Below are 24,343 nucleotides of genomic sequence, written 5' to 3'. Positions count from 1 at the left end.
TTTAAAACTACTTGCAAACGTTTTCGCCTTGTGATATACTTAAGACGTTTTAGGAAAACGTTTGTCTAAAACGGTTTCTAATTATTATCTTTTTTTATTCTTTAGGAGGAATAAATCATGAAACGTACAATTTTACGTAGTGCTGCTGTACTTGGTACAGTTGGTTTTGCCGGCTTCTTACTTGCTGCTTGTAGCAATAGCTCATCAGGTTCTTCTGAGGCAAGTAAAGAAATCAACGTCTATGTAGACAAAGGCTACAAATCTTATGTTGAAGAAGCTGCAAAAGCTTTTGAAAAAGAAAATGGCGTAAAAGTTAACATCAAGACTGGTGATGCTCTTGGTGGATTGGATAACCTTTCTCTTGATAACCAATCTAAAAAAGCTCCAGACGTAATGATGGCTCCATACGACCGTGTAGGTGGTCTTGGTAGCGATGGTCAATTGGCTGAAGTGACATTAAACAAAGATAGCCATACAGATAAAACAACTGAAGCTCTTGTAACAAACGGTGGTAAAGTTTACGGTGCACCTGCTGTCATCGAAACATTGGTTCTCTACTATAACAAAGATCTTTTAAGCGAAGCTCCAAAAACATTTGGTGATCTTGACAATCTTGCAAAAGATAGCAAGTACGACTTCGCTAGCGAACCTGGTAAAACAACTGCCTTCTTAGCTGACTGGACAAACTTCTACTACACTTACGGTTTACTTTCAGGTAACGGCGGTTATGTGTTTGGTAAAGACGGTACAGATCCTAAAGATATTGGATTGAACAACCAAGGTTCTATCGATGGTATCGAATATGCAAAAACTTGGTATGCTAAATGGCCAAAAGGTTTGCAAGATACAAAAGGTGCTGCTAACTTCATCCAAACACAATTCCAAGAAGGTAAAACAGCTGCTATCATCGATGGTCCTTGGAAAGCTGCTTCATTGAAAGAAGCTAAAGTAAACTACGGTGTCGCAACGATTCCAACTCTTCCAAACGGAAAACAATACTCTGCCTTTGGTGGTGGTAAAGCTTGGGTTATCCCTGCAGGTGCGAAAAACCTTGATGGCGCTCAAAAATTCATTGACTTCTTGACAAGTACTGATCAACAAAAAGCTTTGTTTGACAAGACCAATGAAGTTCCTGCCAACACCGAAGCTCGTAAATATGCGGTTAGCAAAAACGATGAATTGACAACTGCCGTTGTTGATCAATTCAAGAATGCTCAACCAATGCCAAATATCTCAGAAATGAGTGCTGTTTGGGATCCAGCTGCTACTATGCTTTTCGATGCTGTAAGTGGTAAAAAATCTGCAAAAGCATCTGCTGACGATGCAGTGAAATTGATTAAAGAAACCATCGAACAAAAATTCGGTAGCAAATAAGACAGTTTTTAGGTGTGAGTAAGAGGTTGGAGACAAGGTCCCAACCTCTTATGTTCAATTTTCAAGCACAACTGACTGTCTGACTTGTCTTCTTGCTCTCTAGCAAGGACATTATAAGGAGATTTGAATGACTACAGAACAAAACCCTAAAAAGGCTATGTGGCTCTCTTTGATCCCGGGTCTTGGGCAAATTTATAACAAACAAAAAACCAAAGGCTATATTTTTCTTGCCGTAACTGTTCTCTTTCTCGCCTATTTCCTAGGAATCGGAGCTGGAGAATTAGCGAAATTGGTTACACTTGGAACCGTCCGTGGACAAGATAATTCTCTCTTTATCTTGATTCGTGGCGCCTTCCACTTGATCATTACCATTGTTTACTTCCTATTTTATGCCTTAAATATTAAGGATGCTGGAACCGTTGCAAAACGTATCAACAATGGCATTGCTGTTCCAAAAACTGGAAAAGAAATGGTTCAAGCCATCTATGAAAATGGCTTCCCATATTTATTGATCATTCCTTCATACATTGCTATGACATTTGCGATTATCTTCCCAGTTTTAGTAACTTTGATGATCGCCTTTACCAACTACGACTTCAAACATACCGCTCCAACAACCTTGCTTGATTGGATCGGGTTCCAAAACTTCACTAATATGTGGACCTTGAGCACCTTCCGCTCAGCCTTTACATCTGTTCTTGGCTGGACCTTGATTTGGGCACTCGCAGCTTCTACTCTTCAAATCGTACTCGGTATCTTGACCGCTATTGTTGCAAACCAACCATTCGTAAAAGGAAAACGAATCTTTGGGGTTATCTTCTTGCTCCCATGGGCTGTTCCAGCCTTCATCACTATCTTAACTTTCTCAAATATGTTTAACGATAGTGTCGGTGCCATCAATGCACAAGTTATCCCATTGTTTGCGAAGATCTTCCCATTCTTAGATGGCATTTTGATTCCTTGGAAAACAGATCCTACTTGGACAAAAATTGCTTTGATTATGATGCAAGGTTGGCTCGGCTTCCCTTACATTTACGTCTTGACTTTAGGGATTCTTCAATCTATTCCAAACGATCTTTACGAAGCTGCTTATATTGATGGTGCCAACGGTTGGCAAAAATTCCGCAGCATCACTTTCCCAATGATTATGGCTGTTGCAGCTCCAACTTTGATCAGTCAATATACTTTCAACTTTAATAACTTCTCCATCATTTACTTGTTTAACGATGGGGGACCTGGTTCTGTCGGAGGAAACGCCGGATCTACAGATATCTTGATCTCATGGATCTACAAGTTGACAACCAATTCTTCTCCTCAATATTCAATGGCCGCAGCGGTAACCTTGATTATCTCTGTGATTGTGATCTCAATCTCTATGATTGCCTTCAAGAAACTACATGCATTTGATATGGAGGATGTATAAAATGAAAAATTCAGTTCAATTTAAACGCCGCCTCAATCATTTCTTGACTTACCTGTACATGGTGGTTCTTTCAATCGTTATCATTTATCCATTGTTGATTACGGTTCTATCAGCCTTCAAATCAGGGAATGTCAGTGCCTTTACACTTGATTTTAGTGGCAATCTTAGTTTTGATAACTTCTCAAAACTTTTCTCTGAAACTCATTATGGCACTTGGTATATGAACACCTTGGTTATCGCCATTATCACCATGATTGTACAAACAAGTATCGTTACCTTCGCAGGTTACGCATACAGCCGTTACAATTTCTTGGCGCGTAAACAAAGTTTGGTCTTCTTCTTGATTATTCAAATGGTCCCAACCATGGCAGCCCTCACAGCCTTCTTCGTTATGGCTTTGATGCTGAATGCCTTGAACCAACCTTGGTTCTTGATCTTCCTTTATGTTGGTGGTGGTATTCCAATGAATGCCTGGTTGATGAAGGGATACTTCGATACTGTTCCAATTTCTCTCGATGAATCTGCGAAATTGGATGGAGCTGGACACTTCCGTCGCTTCTGGCAAATCGTCCTTCCTCTTGTTCGTCCAATGATTGCCGTTCAAGCACTTTGGGCTTTCATGGGGCCTTTCGGAGACTATATCTTGTCTAAATTCTTGCTTCGTGACGAAGTGAACTATACGGTAGCCGTTGGTCTTCAAACCTTTATCAGTGACCAAAAAAATCAAAAAATCGCCTTCTTTGCAGCCGGTGCTATTTTGATCGCGGTTCCAATCTGTATCTTATTCTTCTTCCTACAAAAGAACTTTGTTTCAGGCTTGACAGCTGGTGGAGATAAAGGATAAAATAGAATCTTATTTCAAGCACATTTTATTTTTAAGTTGAGGGTAGTATGGTGGATGCTTTACTACCCTTCGTTAAGAATAAAATCAATCAAAGAGATTTCTCTTTGCATTTCTGATACTCTTATGTTTAGAAAGGTCATCTTATGCCCTATCCTTTTAATTATTTCGCAAGTATCTTCAATTTCCGCTCTTCTTTTGCAAACCGCAAAAAACTGAGCTGGTTCCAAATGATTTTTACTTCTTTCTTTCTAATCTCTATCACACTATTACCTGTGGCTCTGCAAAATGCTCAACTCAAAACCTATCCTTTGACAACCTTTGTCAGCGATGTGTTTGATCCTTTATCAACAGACGTTATGAAAGATATCCAAGAACACGTCGTGATCAAAGACCAAGAGCTCACCTATACAGGGACTAACCCTGTACACAAGACTTCAAAAGGACAGGTTATCTTAGGCCAAGAGGCAAAGACTAGTGAAGGCAAGGAGTTAACACTCCATTTTGATCGCAAACAGTTGATCATCTCAAAAGAAAATAAAGAACTCGCTACCGTCTCATACCAGGCTATCAATCAAGAGAGCCTCCGGGATAAAAAAAGCTTCACTCAAGCTATCTCTAGCGATTGGTTCCGTGAAAATCGACTCCCTGTCAGTCTCTTTCTCGTGATTTTCTCTGGCTTCTTATCGACAGTCAATTATTTGATTCTCATCGTAGGGGCCTCTTTCTTCCTCTACTTGACACGAAAATCTCGACTCTTTTCACTACAAACTTTCAAGGAATGTTTCAATTGTATTCTGAATTGCTTGGGACTCCCTATTTTACTGAGTGTCTTCATCAGTTTACTATTCCATCAAGTATTTACTACGATGATCATGATCCAAAATGTCTTATTTGTACTCTATCTTGCTATGGTATTTTATAAGACCCACTTCCGTGATCCAGACTATCACCGCTAGGAGGTTTTCTCATGCGTGTTACCATCAAAGATGTGGCGAAACTCGCTGGCGTCGCGCCTTCAACTGTCACGCGCGTCATCCAAAACAAATCCACGATTAGTGATGAAACAAAAAAACGTGTCCGTGAGGCCATGGTCGAATTGGACTACCATCCCAATCTTAATGCTCGCAGCCTTGTCAGCCAATCTAGTCAAGTCATTGCTTTGGTCCTACCAATCGACAGTGACGTCTTCTATCAGAATCCTTTCTTCCCAACTGTTTTAAGAGGGATTACCCAGATCGCGTCAGACAATGATTATGCCATCCAAATCTGTACGGGGCAAAATGAAGAACGGCGGCTCGATAATCTCAAACAACTCATCTACGGAAATCGTGTAGATGGTTTGATTTTCCTTTATTCCAACCCGAATGATCCCCTCGTTGAATTTGCGATCAAAGACAAGTTCCCCTTCCTCATTCTTGGAAAGGCAGCTTCTCCTTTTGTATCGCTAGTGGATAATGACAACATTAAGGCTGCATTTGATGCGACGGATTATTTCATTCAACAAAACTACCGAAAAATTGCTTTTATTGGAGGAAACAAAGAACTGTTCGTATCTCAAGACCGCTACGAAGGTTATAAAGAAGCCCTCCAAAAAGCAGGGATTCCTCTCGATGAAAAACTGGTTCATTTTTCATTTGGTTTTATGTTAGAAGACAATTCTTATCAAATGATGGAAAGCCTTCCCCTAGCAGAGTTAGATGCCATCATGACAACCGATATTCTCGTTGCTGAAGGGGTGCGCCAATACTTATTAGAACACCAGCTGACAATCCCGATTATTTCCTTTGATTCGATCAAACCACGACTCGATATTGAAGCCTATATTGACATCAATGCGGTGGAACTCGGACGTGAATCTGTTCGGACGATTCTACAAATTATCAAAGATAACAAAGAAGGAAAAACCGTTTGCTACCGTCAATTGATTGACCATACCATTACGAAACTTTAGGAGTCTCTATGTCTACATTTACTGCTTATTTAGATGACCAAGACCTGATTCGTATCCAAAAAGGAGAGGAGCATACCCTTCCTTTTTATTTGGGAACAAACCAAGGTCGTCTTGCCTTAATACCTGTCAAAACGTCAAGTGGAGCGACTGATACAGGAGACTATTTCTTAAGCCCTATTCCGCTTGAACTCGGAGAAGAGTACACCATCTACGATGCTGCTGGAAATTCTTCTATTCTCCACTATCGTCAAATTGTTCACAAACCCATTTTTGATCAAACCTTCACCTATAGTGGAGAAGATCTAGGAAGTTTCTACACACCAGGTCAGACGCAATTTAAATTCTGGGCACCGATTTCGCAAGATGTGAGTCTCCATATCGAAGATCAGGTCTATCCGATGAATCGTACAGAAAACGGTGTCTGGGAACTCGTTCTCAAAGGGGATTGGGAAGGAGCTGCCTACCACTATGAATTTCGTGTCAATGGCCTAGAACGCCGGATTCATGATCCTTATGCTCTATCCTCTTTAGCGAACTCTGGAGATAGCTTGGTCATCGACCGGAAGAAGATTACGTGTCCTATCAGGCGTGCCACTCGTCAATTAGACCCAACAGAAGCAATCATCTACGAGATGAGCGTTCGTGATTTCTCTGCCCAAAAAGAGGCTGGCTTTAAACACCCTGGTAAGTTTAAAGGCTTGACAGAATCGCCCCAACTGAATGGCCAGGTCCTTGGATTTGATTACCTTCAAAAACTGGGCATTACCCATGTACAGTTACTTCCTGTCTATGATTTCGGTAGTGTCGATGAAGAGGATCAATGGAAAGCCTACAACTGGGGCTATGATCCTGTTCAATACAATGTTCCAGAAGGAAGCTATGCGAGTGATCCTAACGATCCTTATGAGCGAATCCTAGAGCTCCAAGACACCATTGACACCTATCACCGGGCTAATCTGAGTGTCATCATGGATGTAGTCTACAATCACGTCTACCAGGCAGATGAATACGCTTTTGAACAGATCGTTCCTGGTTATTTCTACCGCTATAATGCAGAGGGAGAGCGGACCAATGGAACCTTCTGTGGAAATGACGTAGCAAGTGAACGCTCCATGGTGAGACACTATATCAAGCAATCCCTCAAACAATGGGTTTCCCTCTACGGCTTTGATGGTTTCCGCTTTGACTTGATGGGAATTCTAGACATTCAAACCATGACAGAGATTGCAGAAGAACTCCGTGAAATCTATCCTAACATCTATCTCTATGGGGAAGGGTGGAAGATGGATACCGGCCTCTCTGAAGATCAGCTCGCTCACCAATATAATTCGAAACGATTACCAGCCTTTGGCTTTTTCAGTGATAACTTCCGGGATACGATCAAGAGAACACTTGTAGCCGGTCACCGTCGTGAGAGTCAACATTCTGCGAATGATTTTGCGAACATTCTAACGGCGAATGTCGGGAAGCTAGGGCCTGCTCATTTCACCCAACCTCAACAAGCCATTCAGTACGTCGAATGTCACGACAATGCAACTGTTTTTGATTATTTCCAACTTGAAAAGGAAGAGATTCGTCTAGAAGATCGAAAAGCTCTCTCACGATTAGCTCTTCATTTAGTGTTACTAGCTCAAGGAGTGCCGTTTATCCATGCTGGTCAAGAATTTTATCGCACAAAAGGGCTCGAAGACAACACCTATAACTTGCCAGATAGTCTCAACCAATTGGACTGGACATCCCTTTCAAAATGCCAAGAAGAAATTGCTTTTCTTGAAGAATTGATTGCTTATCGGAAATCACAGCCACTCCTTCGTTTGAAAAAAGGGCAAGAGATTCGCGACTACTGTGATGTCAAATGGTTGTCTGATCATCATTTGATCTACACGATTGAGAAAGATCGTGAAAAAATAACGATTCTCGTCAATATCGGTGATCAAGAACAGACCTATCAACATTCGAGCGATAGTCAGCTGCTATTTGCCTATCCTCATGCCAACCTACAAGCGCCTATTCCTAAAGGAAAGGAACTTTCTATTCCTGCCCATAGTTGGCTCCTTCTCCACGAAACTGAATCAACAAAATAAAGGTCACCACAATGTGGTGACCTTTATTTTTATTCTTCTGTTTCCACAAAGCGTCCGATGATATGAACGTTTTCTGAAATGGTGATAAAAGCCTGAGGATCAGCTTTTTTCATAATATATTTGAATTCATTAAACTCTGCACGCGTAATAACTGTCAGCAGAACCGCTTTTTCCTGATGGTTATAGGTTCCTTCTGCATTGTGGATAATGGTTGCTCCACGATGCAATTTTTTATGGATCTTTTCAATAATGGCATCTGGCTGGCTCGTTACGATCATTGCCTGCATCCGTTTTTGCTTGGTAAAGACAGCATCCGTTACTCGACTCGATACGAAGATGGTAATCATAGAGTAAAGAGCATACTTCCAACCAAAGGTCAGACCAGCAATCAACATGATGGTCCCATTGACCAAAAAGGAGATACTGCCGACATTCTTTCCTGTCCGTTTTCGAATCGTCAAACTAACAATATCCGTTCCTCCACTGGAAATGTTGTTCCGAAGAGCAAAACCAATCCCTGTTCCCATGACAACCCCACCAAATAGGGCATTCATGATCGGATCGTTGGTCAACGTAATCACTGGCACGAACTGAATAAAGAGGGAACTCATCGAAACAGTAATAAAGGTAAAGATGGTAAATTTATGGCCAATTTGATACCAAGCCACAATCATCAAAGGGATATTGATGGCATAAAAGGTCAAGGAAACGGGAATCGTAAAGCCAATAAAGCGTTGGCTCAGAACAGATAAAATCTGAGCTAGACCTGTTGCACCGCTGGAGTATACATGTCCTGGTTGAAAGAAGAAGTTGACGGCAATCGCTGATAGAAAACCATACAGCAAGGAAGCTGACACTTTTTCATCGTATTTCTCACGGGAGATGCTCTTCAGCACGCGCAATAATTTAATGTTATAAGCTAGTCGCCGCACATGATAGCGAAATAGCTTATGAAAGCGAATTTTTTTCATTTTCAATCCATCGATTAGAAGAAAAGGAAAATCTTAGAGCAACTGATTCCTAGACTCTCCCTTTTCTCTCTTGTCCTATTCTTGCTCTGCTACTTCTACTTGAAGATTTAACTCATCCAATTGCTTTTCAGAAACGACAGAAGGAGCTTGTGTCATTGGATCTGTCGCCTTGTTATTCTTAGGAAAGGCAATGACTTCCCGAATATTATCTTCACCTGCAAGAAGCATCACGAAGCGGTCCAAACCAATCGCCAATCCTCCATGTGGTGGGAAACCGTAATCCATTGCTTCCAACAAGAAACCAAATTGTTCATTAGCAGCTTCTTTTGTAAAGCCAAGTGCTTTAAACATCCGTTCTTGTAAATCTTTATGATTAATCCGTAGGCTTCCTCCACCTAATTCATAGCCATTTAAGACGATATCATAGGCAATTGCTCGAACTTTTGAAAGATCTCCTTCCAATTCATGCTCTGTTTCAGCTTGTGGGAGTGTAAATGGATGGTGAGCAGACATATAACGGCCTTCTTCTTCAGACCATTCAAACATTGGCCAATCCACTACCCAAAGGAAGTTGTATTGATTGTTGTCAATCAAGTCAAGCTCTTTCGCAAGACGAACACGCAAAGCACCAAGCGTTGCATTGGCTACTTCAAGAGTATCTGCTACAAAGAGAACTAGATCCTTGTCTTCTAACTGTAAAGCAGCTGTCAAGTCACTTGTCAAGTCTGTCAAGAACTTCGCAACAGGACCATTCAAAGCACCCTCAGCATATTTCACCCAAGCAAGACCTTTTGCACCGTATTGCTTCGCAACTTCTGTCAATTTATCGATATCTTTACGAGAGTAATGATCCGCTGCACCTTTGACAACAATCGCCTTAACTGCTGGAGCTTCTGAGAAGACTTTGAAGTCTACACCCTTGACAAGCTCTGTCAAGTCTTGGAGCAACATTTCAAAACGTGTATCTGGTTTATCTGAACCATACAAGGCCATAGCGTCATCATAATTCATCCGTGGGAATGGGAGTGTTACTTCAATTCCCTTGGTTTCTTTCATGACACGTGCAATCAAGCCTTCTGTGATATCTTGGATTTCTTGATCACTCAAGAAAGAAGTTTCCAAGTCGACCTGTGTAAACTCAGGTTGACGGTCTCCCCGTAAATCCTCATCACGGAAACACTTCACGATTTGATAATAGCGATCAAAACCGGCATTCATCAACAATTGTTTTGTAATCTGAGGACTTTGTGGAAGGGCATAGAAATGACCCTTATTGACACGGGAAGGAACCAAGTAGTCACGCGCTCCTTCTGGAGTTGACTTAGAAAGAAACGGTGTTTCCACATCAATAAATTCTAATTCATCTAAGTAATTGCGAATCGAATGGGTTACTTTTGCACGGAGTTTGAGGTTTTCCAACATCTCAGGACGACGAAGGTCTAAGTAGCGGTAACGAAGACGAGTGTCATCATTAGCTTCAATTCCATCCTTGATTTCAAATGGAGTTGTTTTGGCAGTATTAAGAACCGTAATAGCTTCCACCTTTAGTTCTACTGCACCTGTTGGCAAGTTTGGGTTGGCTTGTTCACGAGCTTCCACAAGACCTGTCACTTCTACAACATATTCACTGCGGATGCTTTCAGCTGTGGCCATCACTTCTGCACTAACTGTTTCTGGATTGATCACCAATTGCATGATTCCTTCGCGGTCGCGTAAATCAATAAAGATCAAACCACCCAAGTCACGACGACGGCTAACCCATCCTTTCAAGGTAATATGAGTTCCAATGTGTTCTTCACGAACACGTCCAGCATACATTGAACGTTTCATTTCTAATTAATCTCCAAACTAATATTCTTCCTTCTATTTTACCATAAAGACCAGCAGAAAGTGGCCTTTAGCTCAACTTTTTCAGTTACCAACTTCTTTAGTTATCGTGGCCAACTTCTTCCTTCTTTTTGGGATCATCGTAGAGAGTGGGGGCTATCACTTTTATTAAAGTCGCTGTCCCAAATCTCAAGACAGCTGCTGCTAGTCCAAAAATAGGGGATAAGTAACGGAAAAAGAAATCTCCCCTAAGTGCGTAGGTCATGCCACCCACAATAAAAAAGATAACAATCCCCTGAACAATTGCGTAAAACCAAATTTTTTTCACACTATTTCTCCTTTTCACATGCTAGCTGACTTATCCACTGTTTTTCATCACTTATCCACAAAAATGTGGATAACTTTTACCTATTTTCCCCTAAAAAGAGGAAGGTTCATCAGCATCAGGACTTGTTTTCATCCATTTACAAGCAAGTTTCCCACAACCTGTGGATAACTCTCTTGCTTGTTTGTGACTTTTCGTCACTTTCCTCACAAATCAAGGAGCCAGGATTCGATCCTGCCCCCTTTGATCAAGCATTATTTAAATTCGTCTGGTGTTCCTTTATATTGGGCCCAATCTTTACTGAAGAAGCGATCATTTAGATGGTAAATTGGTGCTTTTTCAGCCTTTGTGACAAAAGGATTGACCGCTTTATCAAAGGCTAGCCAACCATTCCATCCCATATGAATCGTATCTTCCATAAAGTAGGGCTGATCACCATCTTTAGAAAAGTCTGCAATATTGGTGAATCCTTGACTTTCCAATTGGTAACGAATCTTTTGAACAGCCTGTTCATACTTTTCTTGGCTCAAGCCTGTGTATTTCATCCATTTGGCATTGACTGGAGGAATGACAAAAATGACATTGGTCCGAGATTTAGCAAACTGGTCTAGAACCAACTGCAAGTCATTGTACTCCGGCGATTGTACATAGGATTCGTTCTTTTGGAAACCTTTTAGTTTCTTCAACTTCATTTTTAAGCGGGTATTGTAAAAATGATTGCTGATTCCAAGATCGTTGTTGTTAGTTTTGACTTTTGCTTCAGCCGTTGCAATTTCTTCCAATTTCTCATATGAGAATTGGTCTGGTAAATCTTGTAAACGTTTTTTGACCTTATTTTCGTAATTTCCATTTGTACGCGTTGCAAGATTACTAAACAAAGCATCTTCACGCTGGACAAGATGGGAAACCAGTTGGTTCAATTGCTGATCAAATCTTGAGATCTTCTCTCCTTGAGAAATTTTGGTCACAACACCTTGAAAAGCCACATTTGGATACTGTTGCAAGAGGCGTTTTGCAGCATACTGAGATGCAGCATCCTGTTGGTGATTAGCAATAAAGCTATTCAACTGATCACTATTAAAGAATTGTTGAAAAGCAGAAGAGTCATAGCCCTTCTTAGTAAACCATTGCGGAGAAACCACATAGACAGCTACATTGTCCTTAAGTTCTGGCAAAATCTGTTGCATTCCAAAATACTGGTTCAAAGAAGCCGCACCACGTTCTCCTAAAAAGTAGGGTCTGTAATTGCGGTCATATTTTTCAGCCAAAACTGCTGGATGCACCACATCAAAACGTAACCATTCACTTGAGCCAAAATAAGGGACAAAGCGATGCTGTGGATCAGAAAGTGCTTCTTGTTTCTTTGTACGACTCTTGAATCCTTCTGCATTCAGGCTTACCGCAGCTTTTTTCTCTTCGGTATAGTTGTGCTTATGATTGATTGGATAAAAGAATAATAAAGCTGTTACCATGAGGAGCGCGCAAAATACGGGCCCTAAAATCAGCCACAAACGCTTAAGCATTCTGAAGCTCCGTTACACCTTCTACGATCTTGTTAGCAGTATTCCAATCATCGCGTCCAAATTCAGATACAGGAACACGGATGCCAAAGCGATTTTCCAATTCCACAATCAATTCGACTGTTCCCATACTATCAAGGACACCCGCATCAAAGAGATCCTCATCCATCATGTCTGAGACATCTTCCATAAACAATTCGTCAATAATTTCAATTACTTGTGATTTTACATCCATTTTTCTATTCTCCTTTTATTTCAATTTTGGAAACCATTGTTGATCCAAGAATCCTGAGAAAATCAGGAAGGACAGCATCACTGTGTTAAAGGTGATAAAGATCCCTAAAGCTTTGGTCCAACGATTGTCCGGTATAGGATCCAATCCTTTTGCTTTTCTTTCTTTATTGATGGTCTTTTTCTTGCGAATCCAAGCATCATTGATAACCAGTCCAAGCCCATGGAAGAGCCCATAAGCGATGTAGTACCAGGTCACCCCGTGCCAGAAGCCCATAACCAACATATTGATAATATAGGCAACATTTGAGGTGGTAATCCGGCTCTTGAATACTTTATTGCGCATCAATACCATCACGAGACGCATAAAGACAAAATCACGGAACCAGAAAGATAAACTCATATGCCAACGATTCCAGAATTCCTTTAAGTCACGTGATTTAAAGGGACGATCAAAGTTGATGGGACTTTTAATCCCCATCAGATTGGAAGCTGCTAAAGCAAACATCGAATAGCCCGCGAAGTCAAAGAAGAGGTCAAAGCCATAAACATACATGACTCCCAGCGTTCCGATATTGAAGAATCCACCTTGAGACAAGGCATAGGTCTGCACATGACCTAACAATAAGTGGCCAAAAATATGAGCTAGGATAAATTTATAAAGGAAGCCATACATGATATACTTAACAGCTTGCTCCAACATATCCAATAATTCTTCACGCTCAGGAATGGCTTTATAATCCTCATTAAAACGCTTGAAACGATCAATCGGCCCACTTGAGAAGGTCGGCATAAAGAGCATAAAGCGTAAGAATTCCCAAAGTGTGAATTCTTTCAAGACACCATCTCGCATTTCGATGATCATTCCGACAGCTCGGAAGGTTAAATACGAAATCCCTAAAAATCCAAACAAGGATTGGTGCCCATTCTTGATCGCTGGCTCTACCTTAACAAAGATCAGGGGCAAGACAGACAAGAAGGAATGAAGATAGAAAATCCACTTGTTGTCCGCTTTCTGACGATAGATTTTGTAGGAATACACAATCAAGATTTGCCAGACTACGTAAAAGAGCAGGGCATAAATTTGCTTGAGATTCGAACCTGTCAGCATCAAAATGATAAAGATCAGACTCACAAGTCCTTCATATACCGGAAATCTCTTTTTGAAAAAGAGGCCCACAAAGATCGGCAAAAAAGCTAGAATGAGGTAGATAAAATAGATCGGTGTTCCATAGTGTTCTAAATGAGGGAGCTGTTTCAAAAACTCGATCATCGGTTATTAACCTCGCTAATCAACCCTTTGATGTCGATTTTCCCGTTTGGTGTTAATGGCAGGCTGTCACGATAGAGGAATTTTGAAGGCATCATATAAGACATCATGATGTTTTCTAAATCTTCCTTAATGGCTTTCGTGATATCAATTTCGCGCTCAAATTGTTCTTTGACACCCTCTTTTAAGATGACATAGGCCAAGAGATTTTGGACCTTGTGATCTTTATTATAACGCGGTACTGCGACTGCTGAGTCAATATACTTCGATTTATTCAAGTTTTGAGAGACATCCTCTAGCTCGATACGATAACCGTTAAACTTGATTTGGAAGTCCATCCGTCCACCGTAGAGAAGGAGGCCTTCATCCGTCATGGTTCCGACATCTCCTGTATGGTAGGCTGGAAGACCTTCAAATTCGAAGAAAGCTTCTGCTGTTTTCTCTGGATTATTCATATAACCTTTTGAAACGGCTGGGCCAGATACGATGATCTCCCCTTGCTCACCATTTGGCAATTTGTTACCTGCCTCATCAATGATGAAGGTTGGAGAATCTTCTTTGGTGTAACCAATTGGCAGACGTTTCAAAGTCGCTAACATCTCATCTGTTACGGCTACAGCCGAAAGAGCTACAGTTGCTTCTGTTGGCCCGTAAGCATTGATGATACGCGCATTTGGGAAACGCTCGCGCAATTTTTGAGCGGTTTTAACGGTTAACTCTTCTCCATCAAAGTAGAAATGGGTGATTCCTGGCATCTTTTCAGCATTGAAATCTTCAGACAACATGGCCATATCTGCGAAAGATGGTGTTGAAGTCCAGATCGCAATCGGAAGAGAAAAGATCGTCGCAAAGAGTTGTTTGAAGTCTTGAGTAATGGCTGATGGAAGAGCAAAAAGCGTTCCTCCAAGAGCCAAGGTCGGTGCCCAGTACATGACAGACAAGTCAAAGGAATAGGGCGGTTGCGCCAACATTTGCGGACGCTCTGGCGTTGCAAATTCCTTGTCCGTAATCATCCAGTTGGTAAAGCTGAGCAAGTTATCGTGCGAAATTTGCACCCCTTTTGGTTTCCCAGTTGTCCCTGAGGTAAAGATGATGTAGTAGTTATCATCCCCTTTGACCGGATGTTTCAAGTCATAGGCATGCTGAGTCGCATAAGCTTCACGCACTTGCTCCAAGGACATGATTGGAGCAGCTGGGTTTTCCAATGGAAATTCATTGATGGCAATAATCAAGCTTGGCTCTGCTACTTCAACAATGGCAGACACGCGCTCCAAGGCAGAGTGGCTATCAATTGGGATATAGGCATGGCCAGATTTTGTCAAGGCCACAAAGGTTGCTAACATTTCATATTCTTGACCACCAAAGACCACTACAGGTGACTTTTCAGGAAGTCCCATTTGGTCGATGTGGGCAGCCAAGCTATCTGAATCAGCCTTCAATTGGCCATAGGTATGCTCCTCACCAAGGACATTGTAAACCGGATAGTCTGGTTGTAGTTGCGCATAACGTTCAATTGTCTCGATCATATCAGTAATTGGTTGGTTTGACACGGCTAGGAGTCTCCTTTTCTAAAATTCGTTGTAGATAAAGCCACCCTGACCTTGACCAAGGTAACTAAAGAAATAAAGTAGGGCTAGGAAAATGGCGAAATACAAGACCGTCTGCCCGATAAATTTATAAAGTGTTTTATGTTTCATAAGTTTCACTCTTCATTTTGATTGTTACTCACTATTTTACCATTTTTTATACCAAGTAAGCAATTTTAAACATAGTGAGAATGTCGTAGAAAACGTTATCATTTCTGACATTTATCCCTTCTAACCAAAGGATTTTTTTCTTTAATCAGTTTTTCTGATTGAAATCCTGTTTTATTTAACATTCCCCTGACGAATCAACTCCAGACACTTGTCCAGATCCACATCTCTCTCGAAATGGCTAGGTGTCCAAGGAATCTCTATATCGGGTAGAACACCCTGATCCGTCATCCCTTTCCCTTTATCCACGCTTAAACAGCGAGAGGTGGGAAACATTAAACAAAAATTGCCATAATCAACTGTACAACAATTAGAGTAGTCTAGAATCCCAAGAGTTGGTCGACCCACCACCGTTACCTTCTTAAACTGCTTCATCATCTGAACAAAGTTATCCCCAGATGAAGCACAATAAATATCTGATAAGATAAAGATCTGTTCAGGATAGAGACTTCCTCTGACCTCTGGGAAAAATTCCTCGCCTTCTCCCTTATATGCTACATAACCTTTTCCCCGATGGCGAAGCAACTCCTCTTTCATATCTTCAAGCAGTTTAGCTGTTTCAGGACTAATTTCTTCCTGTTGCATCCAGTCCTCAAAGTCTTTCAAGCGCAGATCAACATTACGCTCCGTGTAGAGAATTTCCATGCCATCATCATCCCAATCAATGCCTTCATAGCCCTGATCCTTCTCTAAACCTAGATGTAATAGAGGGAAATATAAAGAATCTGTCCCTCCGCCGTTCTGTCGGACATCAATGATAAGAAACTTGACTTCCGTCATCATCGGCAAACACTCTTGATATACCCGACTAATAGCTCTCTCATCCATAAAGTTATCCAGACGAAGATAAAGAATCTCATCGTCTAATCGTTTCCAAAAGATATGATCCTGGATCGGTTCTCGACTGGGTACTACTTTAATGGTCTTTTCTATCCCTTCTCGAAGCAGGGTGACACTAGTTGATTGAGAGACCAAATCTGCCCATTCTCTATAACGTCTTTCTGGGGTCTTGCTGATAAAATAGGCTTTATGAAGAGAAGCTATCAGATCCAAGTCTCTTCCATCCAGAGCTAGGATCTGATCTCCTACTTGAAGACCAGTCTCTTCATTAGCTTCCTCAACATACAGTTTCTGTCCATTTATTCTCAAAAGGAACCCTTTTTGACTGGCCTTTTTATCTCGAAAGGAAACATGCCCGATCACCCCAAAACTAGCTAGGTAAGCCTTAACTTGATAGAGAAAGGCATCATCTGTCATCTCATCTGTAATGTTTTCTCGAAAAGGCTCTGGATCGCATCCTTTTCGATCCTTGCTGGTAGATGAATCATGGGTCATAATAGAGACGACATCTTCAAAAATAGCAGTCTTTTTCATAAGGGATTCCTTCCATTTTTTAGAAACAGTATACCACTTTTTCTTAAAAAGTTCTTAAACCCCTAAAAAACTATCCTAAAGTAGGATAGCCGTTATAGATTCTTTCTTTTCTTCGCTTTCTTTGTCAGAGCGACATCACAATTTTCAATCTTGCTAATCAATAGATTAGCAAGGCCAAAATCATCGATGTTTGATTTCATATTTACCTCATAGTTCAAGGTCAGTTGTTCTCCAGCTTGGGCCGTTGTGACAGAAATAAAGTCAATTTCTGAACAACTTTGGTCCAACAACTGGCTGATTTGTTCTGCAACAGAATCTTGTTTTGATACAGTTATGGTCAAATGACGGCGCCGTTGATGATCTGCCTTACTCTGTTTGTTCTCTAATACCAGCCACACTCCTAGTAAAGAAAGGGTTGATAAAATGGCCAATAAAAGATAGCCCGAACCCGCCGCTAGTCCTATAATCATAGCTAAGAAAATGGCAATCAACTCTCTCGAACCACTCGTAGCTGACCGGAAACGGATCAAACTAAAGGTCCCTGCCACTGCAATCGAGGTTCCCAAACTTCCATTGACCAAAAAAATCACTAAGGTCATCATACAAGGAAGCAAGGTCAAACTAATGACAAACTCTCGAGTGTAAAGTGTTCGGTATTTATAGCTCCAAGATAGAGCCATCCCTAGAAAGAGGCTGACCAAAAGGGCCAGTAGTAAGCGCAAGGGATCCACCGTTGCTGTGGCATTATTAAAAATAGAATCAAATAGATTAGACATAGGCAGCACCTACCGTTTCTTGAACTGGTCTTGGGGCACAATCCAAGCCTTGTGATTTATGATAAGCACAGCTATATTTTGAAAATTTCTGTTTGACCAGTCCGTACTTATCTAGAATATCCTTTAGCCATTTAGGTTCTTGGCCAGGAGCCTTAATTTCCATGATCACGAAGTCATCCTCTAGTAGAGGTTCTCCTTTCTTCCCATCAAAAAGGCTAACAGCCTGGTCTCGAAAGACTAAGTTTTGATCGATTGTCACGCGAATCTTCTGATAAGGATAACCCTGAATGGATTTCTTTTCTTTGAGAGACAGACGATCATAGTAAATGAACATCCGTGGTTCCAACCGATGACCATAGCGTTTGCGCAATCTCTGAATCTCTTGCACTAAGTCTGGATCTTGTATCTGATGATCTACTGTCCCATCTGTCATCAAGTTGATAATGGCTTGTGAAGTAGCGACTAGACGGAATTTATGGCCAATTCCTTCTTCATCTTTTGACTTCACCTCTAGAAATACCGGACTGTCTGCTTGAGGTGTTTCTATATAAGTCCGCATACGTATTTTTTCACGGCGGTGTTGTTTCGCAAGAGCATCTTGAATAACCTCAAAATTTTCCGTATCAAAATAAATGTTTGAAATAGTTGAAGTTGGATAATCATCTTCTACGACGTATTTTTTTAAGTCTTTGATCAAGTCTTTTACGTCATCTTTTGCGACGATATATTTTGTTTCGATTCGTTTAAAACTTGTCTCAATTGTTTTTTTCATGTTTCTACTCCTTTAAGGGGGGATATTGCTTCTAATCTTCAGTAAGTATGGATACGACTTACGTGTTTTCTAGTTTAATGGGACTTTCTTAACTGGTCATTAAGCCAAACTTAAAGAAAACTAAAGTTAAGATTCCTTTCAGAAAAACTTTAGGAAACTTTCAGCTAGCAACTTTAGACTAGGAGCATATCAATTGAACGAGAGGAAAAGCTCATGAAATCAAACAAATGGAAATTTTTATTAACGGGGGCCGCAACCCTCACCCTACTAACAGCGTGTAGCCAAGCATCATCTCAATCAGCTACAACAAACGCAACAACAACTGCTTCTAGTGTCTCAAAGAAAACGACTAAAACCAAGCAATCTGACTATTTTACCGAAAAAGATTTAGACACCTCATATGATGAAAGTAAAGCATCTATTGTCAAACTATCTGGCTCGTCTGCAACTGTTTCAGGGGATGGCGTAGCCGTTTCTGGATCAACTGTGACTATCTCGAAGGCCGGAACTTATGTCATCTCTGGTGAATCTGATGGGGTTCAAATCAAAGTCGAAGCAGGTGACTCAGATGATGTTCATATCGTCTTAAAAGGTGTTACTATGTCCAACACCAACGCACCAATTTCTGCTACGAAAGCAGGGCATGTCTACCTGACTCTAGCAAATGGCACGACCAATACCTTGTCTGATTCAAGTTCAAACAGTGATGAAGATGCCGATGCGGTCATCTTCTCTAAAGGCGACCTCACCATCAATGGTTCGGGTACGCTCAACATCGATGCCAAGAAGAACAACGGGATAAAGGCCAATGACACTCTCCACATCACGGGTGGAACCTATAAAATCACAGCTGTAGGAGATGCCCTCAATGTCAATGACGAACTCAATATCACTGGCACGACCATGACCATTGACGCAGATGAAGATGCGGTCAAGGTGGATAATGATGAAGATACTTCGGTCGGAACCATGTACCTTTCAGATAACAAAATGACCATCACAGCAGGAGACGATGGCATCCATGCTTCTGGTGATCTGATCATCGATAGCGGAACCTATCAGGTAACCGAGTCTGTCGAAGGTCTCGAAGGAAAATCGATCACCATTAACGGTGGAGATATCACCATCTATGCAACCGATGACGGGGTCAATGCGGCTAATGCTAATGCCAACCAAGATGAAATTTTCTTCACCATGAATGGTGGAACTCTCAACGTTGAAGTTGGCCAAGGGGATACCGATCCAATCGACTCAAACGGTAATGTCACTGTGACTGGAGGAACCATCAATTTAACAGGGCAATCCGGCTTTGACTTTGATGGTACTGCTACCTATACCGGTGGAGATATCTATATCAATGGTGAAAAACAAACAGAAATTGTCAATTCCATGCCTGGAGGCGGTGGTGCTCCCGGCGGTGGCGGACCTCAAGGTGGTGGACCTGGAGGCGGACATCCATAACAACAAATAAAGGCAGGATTTCTTCCTGACCTTTTTTTGTTCCTCTTTTTATGATAGAATAGAAAATCAATCAACTTGTTGAAAGGAATATGATGAAAAAACAGACACTACCTCTTTTCTTCACACTCTTGCTGTCTCTTCTTTTTCTATCAGCCTGTGTGCCGGACCTTAAGATCAATTTTAAACAAGTGCCTACTACTACCAGCTCAAAAAAGAAAACCACTAAAAAAAGTAGCTCGAGTCGTTCAACTAGCTCAACTAGCACAGGTAATTCCTCTAGCTCTCCCTCAACTACTACGGAGACCACTTCTGACATCATCACAACCGAAGGGCTCCCTAGAAATGCCCAAGAAGCACCCAAGGATAAAATTTATGCAACAGGGAACTTAAAAGTAGCCTACTCTAGAAATGACGACAATATTTTTGTACAAACGCCGGATTATGAAGGGTATACCACTGCTCTTGTCCAAAAAATCCTTGGAAATCCAGAAAAACAAATAACAGACCCTGCTTATATTAGCGAATCTTTTCAAAATATTGAACTAGAAAATATTAAAAATCTCTACCGTAAGGGGAAAATTACAGAAGAACAAGCTCATGCCTTTTTATTGGGAGCTGTTGATCTGAAACAAGCTTCTAAATTCGGAGTAGATTACACCATTTACACCTATAAAAACAACACCATCCAACTGGTCTTTGAAAACGACCAACTCCTCTATATTACGCCAAATCCTGATGTTGTCTTCTTTAAATAATGAATATTCTCGCTTAAACAAGCGAGAATTTTTGTTTCACATGAAACAAAAAACTCTCAACTCCAAATGAGTTGAGAGTTCTTGACGATTAGTCCTCTTCATATTTTTTTGGATTGTAAAACCACATCCCTAGTCCCGCAAATAGAGCAATGGTCATCAAAAGAAAGACCACTTGATTTCCAATTTCTCCTGTCATCGAAATCGTTTGACGAAGACCAGAGACGGTATAGCTCATTGGCAAGAATGGATGAATGGCTTGGAAAAATCCATTTGTCAAAGCAAGAGGATAAGTTCCTGCACTAGAAGCCAATTGCAAGAGCAAGAGGATCAACGAGAGGAAAGCACCGACCTTTCTTTGCCATGTTGTTAAAGCGGTCACGATAGACATGAAGGCTAGACTACCGATCACACAAAGGAAGAGGGTAGCCATCTCATGATTGGCAGATAAACCAATCAAGTGAACAGCACCATAGACCAAGATTCCTGCAACCACCGCAATGGTTCCATTGACCTCAAAGCGAGATTTAAACCATGCCCAACGACTTTCAGGATGACGACCGGATGGCAATTTTGCAAAGATCATATTGGTTGACAAGGCACAAACAAAGAGTGCTACAGAGATCATATAAGGAGCCATTCCGACCCCATTTACAGGGACATTATCTTGATCTGTTTTAGAAGTCGTAACAGGATTGGCTAAGGTTTTTGCGTTTTCTTTTTCAGTTGTAGCCACATTCAATTGTCCCTTAGCATCGTTTAATCCTTGACTCAAGGTTTGGCTTCCTGTTGCTAATTCACCTAAACCGTTTGTCAATGTTTGGCCACCCGTTGCTAATTTGCTGGATCCTTCTGAGATTTGATTTGCTCCGTCAGCTAGTTTATCAGCCCCATTCACCAATTGACTTGATTTTTCTGTCAACTGATTGACACCAGTGACAAGTTTGTTGACACCACCTGCCAATTCTGGAGTTTTGCTGTTCAATTGTCCTACACCGTCAGCTAATTTTCCAGCACCGGCAACCAATTCACCCGACTTACCTGTTAATTGGGTCGCTCCTGAAGCCAGTTGATTCATGCCTGATGTCAAGGCAGGCATCTTCCCATTTAACTCACCTAGACCAGAAGCTAATTGATTGCTTCCTGCAAGTAATTCTGATGATTTACTATCTAGTTGGCCAACCCCTGCTGCTAACTGACTAGCACCATCCGTTAAAGTGCTACTATTGGTCTGAAGTTGGGTTGCTCCATTAGCGATTTTATCGACACCTGCTGTATAAGCGTCGATCCCTTGACCGATGGTTTGACTAGCTGGCAACAATTGTCCACTAACTGCGGATTGGATCTTAGACAAGCCACTTGACAAGTCTGTCAAGGTAGAAGAAGCTGTCGGTAAAACTTGATTGGCTGCCGTTTGCAGTTGTGTCAAGCTATTTCCTGTATTCAAACTACCTTGGATCGTTTGAATCGTAGTCAAGATTCCTTGAGCCGCCGTTTCACTCGAGCTTGGGCTCGATGAGATCGCCGCATTGATTTCCGCTTGTTGGTCAGCTGTCATTGCTTGATAGGCTGCTGTTCCTTGCACACTTGCAAGGGCATTTGCACGATCCGCTTGGGCTGAAGCAAGGATTGATTGAGCTGAATTCGCAATACTCGTCAATCCAGACGAAAGTTGACTGGTATCTACTGTAGCATTTTGAATCGCTGCATTTAATTGGTTTAAACCTGCTGCCAATTGATCAATCTGAGCGGATTGACTTGTAGAAGCTTGTAGCTGGCTTGATAATGTTTGAATACCTGATTCTAATTGTGAAACCCCATTTCGAAGAGTAGCAGATTGACTACTTAATTGACCCGCTCCCTCTGATAAAGTAGCGACTCCATTTGTATAGGTTGCTAAACCATTTGAAAAGTTAGATAGGCCTGAATTCAATTGACGCACGCCATTGGTATAATTCCCAAGACCATCATTGAGGGTCCCCATACCACTGGTTAATTGACCAACTCCTGAAGCCAGCTGAGGGGTTTGACTCGCCATTTGATTGAGACCATTTCCTAATCGATCCACTCCGGTAGCATAAGCCATCAAGCCTGTATTAAAAGTACCAAACCCATTATTTAATTGATTGACGCCAGATACCAAGTTTGGAAGTTGACCAGCCATTTGATTGAGACCATTTCCTAATTGACCAACACCATCTGTATAAGCCGCTAGACCTGTACGAAGAGTAGTTGCACCATCTGAAAATGCTAAGCTTGAACGAGCCAATGTATTCAAATTAGTAGATAGTGTTTGACCACCATCTTCCAATTTACTTGCACCATCTGCTAATTTAGCACTTCCATCTGCCGCTGTACCCATACCAGTTTTAAGCGACCCCATTTTAGAAAATAAAGCTGTTGTATATGTATTGGTCACTTTTTCAGCCACTGACTGCTTCATTTTTGTCATCGCAGTATCGCTCATTTTTCCTGCGATAAAACTATGACCACTGGACGTTTGGTAATCAATGGTCATCTGTTCCGGATGATTGGTTAAGATGGAGCTAGCTTTTTTTGAAAGATCCTCAGGTAGCGTTACAATCATATAATAATCGCCATTTTTGAGGCCATCTTTCGCAGCTTTCTCATCTACAAAATGAAAATCAAGTGAGTCATTGTCCTTCAAATTGGACACCATGTCTTTTCCAATTTCCATCTTTTGTCCATTATATGTAGCAGATTGATCCTTATTGACAACCGCTACAGGAAGATCCGAAACCTTTCCATATGGATCCCACATGGAAGATAGAAAAATAATATTATAAAGAGCTGGAATCAAAGCAACTCCAATCATGACAATGATAAATGTTGGCTTTTTAAGAACAGCCTTCCATTCTTTCATCATATTTTTTGTCTCCTTTTTATACACATTGTCTAAATTTCTGATATAATAGATTATACAGTTTCTAGAAATTTTCACAAGTAGGAAATCTTTATTTTTAGACACTGTGTATATTTTTGTGCAAAAAGGATTAACAGATGACTGAGAGCAATAAACGATTAAAAACAAAACGAAATATCGAGGAGGCGATGGTTCGACTACTAGAAAAGGAATCATTCGACCAAATCACAACGGTTGAGTTAGCACAAGAATCCGGCATTAGTCGCTCTAGCTTTTATACCCACTATCGAGACAAGTATGATATGATCGAGCGCTACCAACAAGCACTCTTTCACAAGCTTGAATATATCTTTGATAAACACCAAGATGACAAGCGCCAAGCGATTACAGAAGTGTTCGAATTTCTAACCAAGGAGCCACTCTTTGCGGTTCTTCTGACAGAGAATGGAACCAAAGAGATCCAAACCTTCTTACGACATAAATTACAGATTCTTCTGGTTGATAGTTTGCAAGAGCGCTATAGTCATAAATCATTAACAGATATTGAAAGAGTCTACAGTTCTGTCTATCTGACCAATGCCTTCTTCGGAGTCTGTCAGATGTGGGTTTCGCGCGGAAAAAAAGAAAGCCCTCAACAAATGGCTGAATTTTTAATGAAAATGTTACGGTAACAGTCTCTCCTGATCGATCTAGATCAGGAGTTTTTTTATTAGCAGGTTTAGGTTTTAAGAAAACAAAAAGGAGAGCAAA

21 protein-coding genes are annotated in these 24,343 nt (G+C 41.1%); 9 read left to right on the top strand and 12 right to left on the bottom strand.

Going from position 1 to position 24,343, the window contains the following annotated elements; all coding sequences use genetic code 11:
- Positions 1–117: 117 nt before the first annotated feature.
- The 6 genes from P5Y91_RS05665 to pulA all read left to right on the top strand — a co-directional run bounded on the left by P5Y91_RS05665 (position 118) and on the right by pulA (position 7,676).
- Positions 118–1,374 (top strand): extracellular solute-binding protein, encoded by a 1,257-nt coding sequence (locus P5Y91_RS05665; protein WP_049516106.1) that lies wholly within the window; start codon positions 118–120, stop codon positions 1,372–1,374.
- A 127-nt stretch (positions 1,375–1,501) separates the two neighbouring features.
- Positions 1,502–2,797: a sugar ABC transporter permease gene (locus P5Y91_RS05660; protein ID WP_049516104.1), complete on the top strand. Its 1,296-nt coding sequence runs from the start codon at positions 1,502–1,504 to the stop codon at positions 2,795–2,797.
- 1 nt (position 2,798) lies between these two features.
- Positions 2,799–3,641 (top strand): sugar ABC transporter permease, encoded by an 843-nt coding sequence (locus P5Y91_RS05655; protein ID WP_021154117.1) that lies wholly within the window; start codon positions 2,799–2,801, stop codon positions 3,639–3,641.
- 143 nt (positions 3,642–3,784) lie between these two features.
- Positions 3,785–4,597, top strand: coding sequence for a DUF1189 family protein (locus tag P5Y91_RS05650; protein WP_118396252.1), 813 nt, complete (start codon positions 3,785–3,787; stop codon positions 4,595–4,597).
- Between the two features lie 11 nt (positions 4,598–4,608).
- On the top strand, positions 4,609–5,592 hold the full coding sequence (locus P5Y91_RS05645) for a LacI family DNA-binding transcriptional regulator (RefSeq protein WP_118396250.1): 984 nt from the start codon (positions 4,609–4,611) through the stop codon (positions 5,590–5,592).
- An 8-nt stretch (positions 5,593–5,600) separates the two neighbouring features.
- Positions 5,601–7,676, top strand: a complete 2,076-nt coding sequence (gene pulA / locus P5Y91_RS05640) for a type I pullulanase (protein WP_118396248.1) — start codon at positions 5,601–5,603, stop codon at positions 7,674–7,676.
- A gap of 29 nt (positions 7,677–7,705) precedes the next feature.
- Here the strand turns inward: pulA and P5Y91_RS05635 are convergent, their stop codons facing one another.
- The 11 genes from P5Y91_RS05635 to P5Y91_RS05585 form a co-directional block, all read right to left on the bottom strand.
- Positions 7,706–8,647, bottom strand: coding sequence for a YitT family protein (locus P5Y91_RS05635; protein WP_003009152.1), 942 nt, complete (start codon positions 8,645–8,647; stop codon positions 7,706–7,708).
- Between the two features lie 75 nt (positions 8,648–8,722).
- On the bottom strand, positions 8,723–10,477 hold the full coding sequence (aspS, locus tag P5Y91_RS05630; protein WP_118396246.1) for an aspartate--tRNA ligase: 1,755 nt from the start codon (positions 10,475–10,477) through the stop codon (positions 8,723–8,725).
- A gap of 97 nt (positions 10,478–10,574) precedes the next feature.
- A complete protein-coding gene (locus tag P5Y91_RS05625; RefSeq protein WP_182448460.1) occupies positions 10,575–10,802 on the bottom strand; it encodes a hypothetical protein in 228 nt (75 codons plus the stop codon).
- Positions 10,803–11,053: 251 nt separating this feature from the next.
- A complete protein-coding gene (dltD, locus tag P5Y91_RS05620; RefSeq protein ID WP_118396242.1) occupies positions 11,054–12,322 on the bottom strand; it encodes a D-alanyl-lipoteichoic acid biosynthesis protein DltD in 1,269 nt (422 codons plus the stop codon).
- A complete protein-coding gene (gene dltC / locus P5Y91_RS05615) occupies positions 12,315–12,554 on the bottom strand; it encodes a D-alanine--poly(phosphoribitol) ligase subunit DltC (RefSeq protein WP_003002265.1) in 240 nt (79 codons plus the stop codon). Before dltC ends, dltD begins: the two co-directional genes overlap by 8 nt.
- A 15-nt stretch (positions 12,555–12,569) precedes the next feature.
- Entirely contained in the window at positions 12,570–13,823 is a 1,254-nt protein-coding gene (gene dltB, locus P5Y91_RS05610) for a D-alanyl-lipoteichoic acid biosynthesis protein DltB (RefSeq protein ID WP_003017621.1), read from the bottom strand.
- Positions 13,820–15,370, bottom strand: coding sequence for a D-alanine--poly(phosphoribitol) ligase subunit DltA (gene dltA, locus P5Y91_RS05605; protein ID WP_118396240.1), 1,551 nt, complete (start codon positions 15,368–15,370; stop codon positions 13,820–13,822). The genes dltB and dltA overlap by 4 nt, the downstream gene beginning before the upstream one ends.
- An 18-nt stretch (positions 15,371–15,388) precedes the next feature.
- On the bottom strand, positions 15,389–15,517 hold the full coding sequence (locus P5Y91_RS05600; protein ID WP_003002102.1) for a teichoic acid D-Ala incorporation-associated protein DltX: 129 nt from the start codon (positions 15,515–15,517) through the stop codon (positions 15,389–15,391).
- A 171-nt stretch (positions 15,518–15,688) separates the two neighbouring features.
- Positions 15,689–16,948 carry a S41 family peptidase gene (locus P5Y91_RS05595; RefSeq protein ID WP_118396238.1) on the bottom strand — a complete coding sequence of 420 codons (1,260 nt, stop codon included), beginning with the start codon at positions 16,946–16,948 and terminating at the stop codon, positions 15,689–15,691.
- A gap of 92 nt (positions 16,949–17,040) precedes the next feature.
- Positions 17,041–17,724, bottom strand: coding sequence for a DUF4956 domain-containing protein (locus P5Y91_RS05590; RefSeq protein ID WP_118396236.1), 684 nt, complete (start codon positions 17,722–17,724; stop codon positions 17,041–17,043).
- Positions 17,717–18,496, bottom strand: a complete 780-nt coding sequence (locus P5Y91_RS05585) for a polyphosphate polymerase domain-containing protein (protein WP_118396234.1) — start codon at positions 18,494–18,496, stop codon at positions 17,717–17,719. The genes P5Y91_RS05590 and P5Y91_RS05585 overlap by 8 nt, the downstream gene beginning before the upstream one ends.
- 213 nt (positions 18,497–18,709) lie before the next feature.
- On the opposite strand from P5Y91_RS05585, the gene P5Y91_RS05580 reads away from it, so the two are divergent.
- Positions 18,710–19,957: a carbohydrate-binding domain-containing protein gene (locus P5Y91_RS05580; RefSeq protein WP_277839147.1), complete on the top strand. Its 1,248-nt coding sequence runs from the start codon at positions 18,710–18,712 to the stop codon at positions 19,955–19,957.
- A 92-nt stretch (positions 19,958–20,049) separates the two neighbouring features.
- Positions 20,050–20,712: a DUF4947 domain-containing protein gene (locus P5Y91_RS05575; protein WP_118396230.1), complete on the top strand. Its 663-nt coding sequence runs from the start codon at positions 20,050–20,052 to the stop codon at positions 20,710–20,712.
- 88 nt (positions 20,713–20,800) lie between these two features.
- Here P5Y91_RS05575 and P5Y91_RS05570 read toward each other — a convergent pair whose 3' ends face one another.
- Positions 20,801–23,596: a YhgE/Pip family protein gene (locus P5Y91_RS05570; RefSeq protein ID WP_118396228.1), complete on the bottom strand. Its 2,796-nt coding sequence runs from the start codon at positions 23,594–23,596 to the stop codon at positions 20,801–20,803.
- 134 nt (positions 23,597–23,730) lie between these two features.
- Here P5Y91_RS05570 and P5Y91_RS05565 point away from each other — a divergent pair, with 134 nt between their 5' ends.
- Positions 23,731–24,264, top strand: a complete 534-nt coding sequence (locus P5Y91_RS05565) for a TetR/AcrR family transcriptional regulator (RefSeq protein ID WP_003001962.1) — start codon at positions 23,731–23,733, stop codon at positions 24,262–24,264.
- The last annotated feature ends 79 nt before the right edge of the window (positions 24,265–24,343 follow it).

The sequence above is a fragment of the Streptococcus taoyuanensis genome (assembly GCF_029589235.1).
Lineage (GTDB): Bacteria > Bacillota > Bacilli > Lactobacillales > Streptococcaceae > Streptococcus > Streptococcus taoyuanensis.
The sequence above is the reverse complement of the archived record's forward strand: the minus strand, read 5'-3'. Positions and strand labels throughout refer to the sequence as shown.